General features: G+C 73.3%; 7 protein-coding genes. 5 read left to right on the top strand and 2 right to left on the bottom strand.

Annotated features, from left to right (window positions below; genetic code table 11):
- Positions 1-12 precede the first annotated feature (12 nt).
- Positions 13-996: an alpha/beta hydrolase gene (locus tag UO65_RS15130; protein ID WP_035283056.1), complete on the top strand. Its 984-nt coding sequence runs from the start codon at positions 13-15 to the stop codon at positions 994-996.
- Positions 997-1035: 39 nt separating this feature from the next.
- Here UO65_RS15130 and UO65_RS15125 read toward each other — a convergent pair whose 3' ends face one another.
- Positions 1036-1926, bottom strand: coding sequence for an alpha/beta fold hydrolase (locus tag UO65_RS15125; RefSeq protein ID WP_035283055.1), 891 nt, complete (start codon positions 1924-1926; stop codon positions 1036-1038).
- A 255-nt stretch (positions 1927-2181) separates the two neighbouring features.
- Here UO65_RS15125 and UO65_RS15120 point away from each other — a divergent pair, with 255 nt between their 5' ends.
- From UO65_RS15120 to UO65_RS15110, 3 genes are all read left to right on the top strand, one after another.
- Entirely contained in the window at positions 2182-3432 is a 1251-nt protein-coding gene (locus UO65_RS15120; RefSeq protein WP_146241377.1) for a PucR family transcriptional regulator, read from the top strand.
- Positions 3433-3836: 404 nt separating this feature from the next.
- Positions 3837-4751 carry a carbohydrate kinase family protein gene (locus tag UO65_RS15115; RefSeq protein WP_035283053.1) on the top strand — a complete coding sequence of 305 codons (915 nt, stop codon included), beginning with the start codon at positions 3837-3839 and terminating at the stop codon, positions 4749-4751.
- A 181-nt stretch (positions 4752-4932) separates the two neighbouring features.
- The gene (locus UO65_RS15110) at positions 4933-5757 is read left to right on the top strand and encodes an SAM-dependent methyltransferase (RefSeq protein ID WP_035283052.1); all 825 of its coding nucleotides are present in this window, start codon (positions 4933-4935) and stop codon (positions 5755-5757) included.
- Here the strand turns inward: UO65_RS15110 and UO65_RS15105 are convergent.
- A complete protein-coding gene (locus UO65_RS15105; RefSeq protein ID WP_084175609.1) occupies positions 5745-6506 on the bottom strand; it encodes an EI24 domain-containing protein in 762 nt (253 codons plus the stop codon). The two genes, UO65_RS15110 and UO65_RS15105, sit on opposite strands and share 13 nt — an antisense overlap.
- 360 nt (positions 6507-6866) lie before the next feature.
- Between UO65_RS15105 and UO65_RS15100 the strand changes: the two genes are divergently transcribed.
- Complete coding sequence (locus tag UO65_RS15100) at positions 6867-8747, top strand: ABC transporter ATP-binding protein (RefSeq protein ID WP_200873379.1); 1881 nt, start codon at positions 6867-6869, stop codon at positions 8745-8747.
- Positions 8748-8838: the final 91 nt, after the last annotated feature.

Raw genomic sequence — 8838 nt, 5'->3', positions numbered from 1 at the left:
CCGGAGAACCCCTTGGCACACCGCCGCACGCGATGGCTGCTCGCCCTCGCCCTGCTCGCCTCGACGGCCGTCGCCGTCCCCCTCACCCTGCCCGCACCGCAAGCCGCCGCGGCGGCGGTCACCGCCGACGACGGCGCCCGGGTCGTCGAGGAGGTCCGGGTCGACGAGCGCACGCTCGACCTGCGCATCGCCTCGCCCGCCCTGCGCGGCGACGGCTGGGTCCGGCTGCTGCTGCCCTCCGGTTGGGACGGTGCCACCCGCACCTGGCCCGCCCTGTGGCTGCTGCACGGCTGCTGCGAGAACGCCGACTTCCGGTCCTGGTCGGCCTACAGCGACATCGCCGCCCTCGCCGCGCCCCTGGACCTGATCGTCGTGCAGCCCTCGGACGGCAAGGCGGGCATGTACTCGAAGTGGTGGAACTCCGGTCGCGGCGACGGCCAGGACTGGGACCGCTTCCACACCGAGGAGGTCCGCCAGATCGTCGAGCGCGGCTACAAGAGCGGCACCCGCCGGGTGGTGGCGGGCCTGTCGGTCGGCGGCTACGGCGCGATGGCCTACGCCTTCCGCCACCCGGGGATGTTCGTCGCCGCGGCGTCCTTCAGCGGCGCCCCCAACACGCTGCTGCCCACGGTCCCCCTGGTCCTGCAAGGGCTCGTGACCATGGAGGGCTACAACCCGCTGGACCTGTGGGGCGACGAGATCTTCCAGCGGCAGCGGTGGTCGGACAACAACCCGTACGACCACACCGACAAGCTGCGGGGCACAGCGCTCTACGTCTCCAGCGGCAACGGCATCTTCGGCCCCCTGGACTTCCCCGGCGCGGCCGACCCGGTGGAACCGGCGTCTTTCGCGTCCTCGCAGTCGTTCGTGTGGAAGCTGCGGTCGCAGGGGATCGCGGTGACCGAGCACTTCTACCAGGGCACGCACACCTGGCCCTACTGGAAGCGCGAACTGCGGACCGCCTGGCCCTGGCTCACCGCCAACCTGGGCCTGTAGCCCCCGGTGGGGGTGGGCACGGCCCACCCCCACCGGTGCTCAGGCGTCCACGTGGTGCGCCAGGTCCTCCACGTCCAGCCGGGCGGGGGTGGTCTCGTCCAGGAACCCCAGCAGCACGTCGGCGAACCACGCGGGCTGGGCCACGTGCGGGAAGTGCCCCGCCCCCTCCAGCTCCACCAGCCGCGAACCGGGCATCAGGTCGGCGGCGCGGCGCCCGTGCCCCACCGGGATCACCCGGTCCTCGGTGCCCCAGATGACCAGCGACGGCAGGTCCTCGGCCAGGTACAGCTTTTCGGTGGCCGAGACCCGCTGCCCGCCGAGCCCCACCGAGGCCCGCACGGTGCGCACGAACGAGGTCCGCGCGTCCCGCGAGGCCAGCGTGCCGAAGTGCTCGACCAGCTCGCGCGCCTCCACCCGCCGTCCCACGACCGCCCGCGCCAGGGCGACGGTCAGCCGGTTGGCGATCAGCGGCAGCGCCACCGCGGTGCCCGGCAGGTTCGCCGCCCGGATCGCCCGGCTGACCCCGGTGCCCAGCCCGCCGCTGTCGACCAGCACGACCCGGCCGCACATCTGCGGGAACTGGTAGGAGAACTGCAGCGCCACCCCGCCGCCGAGCGAGTGCCCGACCAGGGTCACGTGCCGGTGCCCGAGCCCGACGAGCAGGTCCCGGACTACGTTGGCGTAACCGGCGATCGAGTAGTCGCCGTGCGGGCGCTGCGAGCGGCCGTGCCCGGGCAGGTCGACCGCGATCACCTCGCGGGTGCGGCCGCGGCGGTCCAGTTCGGCCAGCAGCGGCTTCCAGGTGGCGCTGGTTCCCGCCAACCCGTGCACCAGCACCAGCGGGTCGTCGGTCGGGGCGCCCTCCGGGAGCAGGTGCAGGTAGCCGATCCGGCGGCCGTGCAACACGGCCTCGCGCGCCGAAATACCCATCGAAGCACCTTTCCCGAATGATTTTCGGCAAAGCATAGAACGGCTTCGGGTCGCATTGTCACGGGCGAGCGGAATTGTGCAGGTATGAACAGTTCGGGCGTTCGCGGCTTGCCACCGGCACGCAAACCCGTCCACCGGTGCGGCAACCGGCCTGCGTGGACGATTGACAGCCCCTTGACCCCTCTTTAGTGTTCGAGGACACCAATGGACACGAAGTCGTGCGGGGGTGTCGATATCGCGCGGGTGGAGGGCGAGATGGCGGTGACGCAGCGGGGCGGGCCGGTCGGCAGCGGATCGGACAAGCCCGGGCCCGGCGTCACGGCGGTCCCGATCTGGGCGTCGGTCGTGCCGGGCATCGCCGACCGGGTGCGCCCGCTGGCCAGGACGCTCATCCAGGACGCCGTCGAGGCGATCCAGGAGGCCGTGCCCGCCTACCGCCAGCCGGTGGAGGGCAAGTTCGGCGAGGTGCTGCTGGGCAGCGTGCAGGCCGCCATCATGCAGTGCTTCGAGTTCATCGCCGACCCCACCGCCGACCGCTCCGACTGGCTGGCCGCCTTCCGCTACGCGGGCCGGATGGAGTTCCTCGAGGGCCGCACCATGGACTCGCTGCAGACCGCGGTCCGGGTCGGCGCCCGCGCGGTGTGGCGGCACGTCAGCGTCGCGGGCCAGGAGCTGGGCATCCCGGCCGACACGCTGCTCACCGTCGCCGAGGCGATCTTCGCCTACGTCGACGACCTGTGCGTGGTCGCCGTCGCCGGGTACACCGAGGCCCAGGCGCAGGCCAGCGGGTCCTACGAGCGCAGGCGCCGCCAGCTCATGAAGCTCATCCTGTCCGACCCGCCCGCCCCCACCCAGTCCCTGGTGGAGCTGGCCGCCGCCGCCGACTGGCAGATCCCCGACGAGGTGGCCGTCGTCGTCCTGGAGTACCGCACCGACCAGCACCACCTGCCGGTCCCCGCCCTGGGCCGCGACGTCCTGGTCGACCTGGAGAGCGGCGACCCGTGCCTGGTGCTGCCCGCCCCCCGCGCGCAGCTCCCGAACCTGGAGGGGCAACTGCAGGGCCGCCGCGCCGCGGTCGGCCCCACCGTGCCGCTGGCCGACGCGCACCGCTCGCAGCGGCTGGCCCGGCAGGCGATGTCGCTGGTGCACCGCGGCGTGCTGCCCGAGGTGGCCGTCACCTGGTGCTCGCGCAACCTCTCGACGCTGCTCATGTTCGCCGACGAGTCCCTGGTCACGCACGTGGCGCAGCCCATCCGCGCCGCGTTCGCCGACCTCACCGACAAGCAGCGCGAGCGGGTCGCCAGCACCCTGCGGACCTGGCTGCACACCCGAGGCGACATCAACGAGACGGCGTCGCGGCTCGCGGTGCACCCGCAGACCGTCCGCTACCGCATGAACCAGATCGAGGAACTGCTCGGCGACCGCCTCAACGACCCCGAGCAGCGGTTCCTCATGGAGATCACCATGCACGCCTGGCACCTGCCCGACGACACCACCGCCAACTGAGGCCCGCGGCGGGGCCGGGCCGGGCCCGGTGGACCCGCGCGGGCTGAGTTCTCCCCACTCGGTCACCGATCGCCGGGGTTCCGAGCGGGAACGCGCTGTCCGTGCCACCGGGAATGGGCAACCGCGCCCCGATCGGGCACACATCCCGCGGCCGTGTCCGCCATTCCCATTCCGGGTGTTCGCAGCTCAGGGTTGTCCTGGGCACTCGCGGGCGGATTCGGCGAAATCGCCCCGGGCCACCCGGGGCCTGTTCCCTCCGGGCACTTCCCGGGCACGCGCCCCGACCGCCCCGGGCGCGGTTGCGGGCACCGGGCCGCCGCCCGCCGCGCAGCCGCGCCGCACCCCGCCCGAGCTGTGGCAGGCTGGCCCCGCACCAGTTCCGACACCGCCGCCGGGAGCAGTCGATGATCACCGTTGTGGGCGAGGCCCTGGCCGACCTCATCGCCGCCGCCGACGGCCGCACGTTCACCGCCCACCCCGGCGGCAGCCCCGCCAACGTCGCCCTGGGCCTCACCCGCCTGGGCACCGCGTCGGTCCTGGGCACCCGCCTGGGCGACGACCTGTTCGGCACCCTGGTCCGCACCCACCTCACCGACGCCGGGGTCGACGTCCGCCCCCTGCCCGCCCCCACCTCCGACACCAGCGTCGCCTTCGCCGCCACGGACGCCGCCGGGGTGGCCCGCTACGACTTCCGCATCACCTGGGACATCACCGCCCTGCCCCCGCTGGACGGCGCGGAGTGCCTGCACACGGGTTCCCTGGCCACCCTGCTGGAGCCGGGGGCGCGGGTCGTCGAAGCCGCCATGCGCACCGAGCGCACGGTGTCCTACGACCCGAACGTCCGCCCGTCGCTGTCCGGCACCCCCGCCGAGGAGCGGCCCAGGGTGGAGCGGCAGGTGGCGCTGTCCGACGTGGTCAAGGTCAGCGAGGAGGACCTGGGCTGGCTCTACCCCGGCGAGGACCCGGTCGAGCGGGCGGTGCGCTGGCTGGCCCTGGGACCGTCCCTGGTCGTGGTCACCCTGGGCGCGGACGGCGCCCACGCCGTCACCGGCAACCACGCCACCACCCGCCCCGGCCCCCCGACGACGGTGGTCGACACGGTGGGCGCGGGCGACGCGTTCACGGCGGGGCTGCTGCACTGGCTGTCGCGGGCGGGCCTGCTCTCGGGCAACCACACCGCCATCGCGTCGGTGACCGGGCGGTCACTGGAGAACGCGGTCGACTTCGCCAACGCGGTCGCGGCGATCACCTGCTCCCGCGCGGGCGCCAACCCCCCGACCCTCGCGGAGTTGGGCGCGGCCCGGTCCCTGTTGCCCTGAGTCACGTCCCCGGGACGGTCGAACCCGGCGACCGAACGGTCCGGTGGCGGAGCGTGACAAGCCGCAAACCGGTGGGTATCGCTGCCCTGAACGGGTGCGCCGTACGGCTGATGATGGAACACAGGCGACCGTCTGTACTACGGTGAGCACGAACCGTTGTCACCCAGTCTTTGGAGCGCCCATGAGCGTCGAGCACGTGCAGATGCGCGCACGGCTCGACCTGGAGGCGCCCAACCAGGCCCGGCTCTCCAACGCCCTCCTCGGCGGCCGGGACAACTACACCGCCGACCGCAACCTGGTCGAACGGCTGCTGCGGATCGCCCCCGAGGCCCGCGCGGTCGCCCGCGAGCACCGCGAGTGGGTCGGCCGGGTCCTGCGGATGCTGACCGTGCAGCGCCGGGTCGACCAGTTCCTCGACCTGGGCGCGGGCCTGCCGACGGCGGACAACACCCACCAGATCGTGCAGCGCACCAACGCCGAGGCGAAGGTGTTCTACGTGGACAACGACCCGATCGTGCTGGCCCACGGCCGGGCGCTGCTGGAGGAGAACGAACTCACCCACGTCGCCGAGGCCGACCTGACCGACCCGGCCGCCGCCCTGGCCAGCCCGGTGCTCACCCGCCACCTGGACCTGACCCGCCCGGTGGCCCTGATGATGTGCGACGTCGTCCACCACATCACCGACGACGCCACCGCCCTCGGCGTGGTGCGCGGCTGGCTGGACGCGCTGCCCACCGGCTCCTACCTGGTCCTCACCCACCACTTCGACCCCGAGGACGGCGGCGAGCCCAGCGCGCTGGCCCACCGCCTCGACCGCGAACTGCGCGACACCCCCCTGGCCACCGCCCACCGGGGCCGCGACCAGATCGACGGGTTCCTGGCGGGCCTGACCCGAGTCCCCCCCGGCCTGGTCCCCCTGCACGACTGGTGGCCCGACGGCCCCAGGTTCTCCCCGCTGGCCCCGATGAACCACACCGTCGTCGGGGTCGTCGCCTACAAGTCCTGACCGTCGGTGAGCCTGGCGGCCAACAGGGTCCCGCCCGCCATCGCCGCCGGGAAGACCACCAGCGCCAGCAGCGGCACCAGGCACAGCAGGTAGACGGGCACGGCGAACCCCAGCGCCATCGCCCGCCTGCGCCCCAGCGCCCGCCGCCGCTCCCGCAGGCTCCGCCCCCGCCGCACGAACGGGATGGCCGTCATCTCGACCGCCAACAACCACGCCCCGACGAACACCGCCACCACCGGCACCACGGTCTGCCCCACCACCGGGATGAACCCGGCGGCGAACAACGCCACGGCGAACAGGATCGCCAACCCGGCCAACCGCAGCCCGTCGCGCAACCCGATCCACGCCGAGCGACCCCACCCGATCCGCTGCGCCTGCGGCACCCCACCCAGTTCCCGGTCCTCGACCTCCTCGGCGATGCTCTCGTAGAACGGTCCGCCGATGATCAGCGTGAGCGCCGAGAACAGCACCATCATCAGCGCCACCGCCCCGATCACCACCCCGGCCCCCAGCGCGGTGCGGAACACCCCGCGCCACGCCTCGCCCCACTCATCGGCGAACGGCGTGGCCCAGGTGACGAGGTCACCGATGCCCAGCGCCAGCCCGACCAGGGCGGCGAAGAGGACCACGCTGGTCACCAACGCGGGCAACGCCCCGCGCACCAGCAGCCCGCCGTTGCCGAGCACCAACCGGAACCCCCGCCCCAGCAGCCCGATCCCCGTCCCAAAGTCCCGCACAATCCTGATCACGCGCGCAGTCTAGGGCGTCCCCACCGGACCACTCGGCCACTCACGGACCACAAGCCCCCAGCCACCCCGAACCCCACCGGCCCGGCGCAGGCCGGAACCCCACCAGCGCAGCCACCAGCCACCCCGAAACCGCCGGCCCGGTCATGCCCCAGCCTGGCACCACCCGCAAAACCCGGGGCTTGAGCCGAAGCGCACGGGCAGCCCGGCCGAGCACACCCACCAAAACCCCGCGCCTGAAAAGCGCGCCAGGCGAACCCACCCGCGGGGACCCCGCCGCCCGCATCGCGGTTGACCTCGAGCAAAGTGGAGGTCCTATCCTCAGGCTGATCACCTGTTCGACGATGGAGGACCCCCATGAGCATGGAGATGACAGCCTGGAGCGCCCTCTACAGCGCTGCCCGCACCGGCGGCCCCGCGGGCAAGATGCCCACCAGGGTCACCGCCAAACGCATCCTGGAGATAGCCAAACCCCGCCGCAAACGCCTGCTCGCCTTCCTGGTCCTCGGGGTGGTCCTCGCCGGTCTGGCGGTGCTGTCCCCGGTGCTGGCGGGCCGGGTGGTCAACGCGATCGTCGCGGGCGACCCGGACGGCGTCGTCGTCGTCCTGGCGCTGCTCATCGCCGGGGCCGCGCTCGCCGAGGCCGGGCTGGGCCTGGTGTCGCGGTGGTTGTCGGCGGGCATCGGGGAGGGGCTGATCCTCGACCTGCGGTCGCGGGTGTTCGACCACGTGCAGCGGATGCCGATCGCGTTCTTCACCCGGACCCGCACCGGTGCCCTGGTCAGCAGGCTCAACAACGACGTCCTCGGCGCGCAGCGGGCGTTCAGCGACACCCTGTCCGGGGTGGTCACCAACGTGGTCACGCTGGCCCTGACCCTGGTCGTGATGCTGGGCATCTCCTGGCAGATCACGCTGCTGGCGCTGGTGCTGCTGCCGGTGTTCGTCATCCCCGCCCGCCGCATCGGCCGCCGGGTCGCCGACCTGCGCCGGGAGGCCGCGGCGCTGGACGCGGCGATGCTGACCCAGATGACCGAGCGGTTCTCCGCGCCCGGCGCGACCCTGGTCAAGCTGTTCGGCAGGCCCGCGGACGAGTCGCGGGAGTTCGCCGGGCGGGCCCGGCGGGTGCGCGACATCGGGGTGCGCTCGGCGATGGTGCAGTCGGTGTTCGTCACCGCGCTGACCCTGGTCTCCGCACTCGCCCTGGCCCTGGTCTACGGGCTCGGCGGCCACCTGGCGGTGACGGGCTCGCTCGACGCCGGGTCGATCGTGTCGCTGGCGCTGCTGCTGACCCGGCTGTACTCGCCGCTGACCGCGCTCGCCGGGGCCCGCGTCGAGGTGATGAGCGCGCTGGTCAGCTTCGAGCGGGTCTTCGAGGTCCTGGACCTGCCGCCGCTGATCTCCGACAAGCCCGGCGCCCGCCCGGTGCCCGACGGCCCGGTGTCGGTGGAGTTCGAGGACGTGCGCTTCGCCTACCCGTCGGCGGACAAGGTGTCGCTGGCGTCGCTGGAGGAGGTCGCCGCGATCGACACCCGGGCCGGGGTGGAGGTCCTGCACGGGGTGTCCTTCCGCGCCGAGGCGGGCCAGACCGTCGCCCTGGTCGGGACGTCCGGGGCGGGCAAGTCGACCATCGCCCAGCTCGCCCCCCGGCTCTACGACGTCGACTCCGGCGCGGTCCGGCTCTCCGGGGTCGACGTGCGCGACCTGACCGCCGACTCGGTGCGCGCCACCCTCGGCATGGTCACCCAGGACGGCCACCTGTTCCACGACACCATTCGGGCCAACCTGCTGCTGGCCCGCCCGGAGGCGGGCGAGGACGAGCTGTGGGACGCCCTGCGCCGCTCCCGCCTGGCCGACCTGGTCGCCAGCCTGCCCGATTCGCTGGACACGGTCGTCGGCGAGCGCGGCTACCGGCTTTCCGGCGGTGAGCGGCAGCGGTTGACCATCGCCCGGCTGCTGCTGGCCCGGCAGCGGGTGGTCATCCTGGACGAGGCCACCGCGCACCTGGACTCGACGTCGGAGGCCGCGGTGCAGGAGGCGTTGGCCGAGGCGCTCGACGGGCGGACGGCGCTGGTCATCGCGCACCGGCTGTCGACGATCCGCGCCGCTGACCAGATCCTGGTCGTGGAGGCGGGTCGGGTGGTTGAGCGGGGTACGCACGAGGAGCTGCTGCGCCGGGGTGGGCGGTACGAGGAGCTGTACCGGACGCAGTTCGCCGACGAGGAGGGGGCGGTCGAGGTCCGCTGATGGTGGGCTTGTCGTGGGTGTGCTCTGTTTAGAGCCCGGGGTTTGGTGGGTGTGCCCGGCTGGGTGGATGTGTTTGGCCGGGGCCCCTATG

The organism is Actinokineospora spheciospongiae (genome assembly GCF_000564855.1).
GTDB classification, from domain to species: Bacteria; Actinomycetota; Actinomycetes; order Mycobacteriales; family Pseudonocardiaceae; genus Actinokineospora; species Actinokineospora spheciospongiae.
This window is presented reverse-complemented; position numbering and strand designations above follow the sequence as displayed.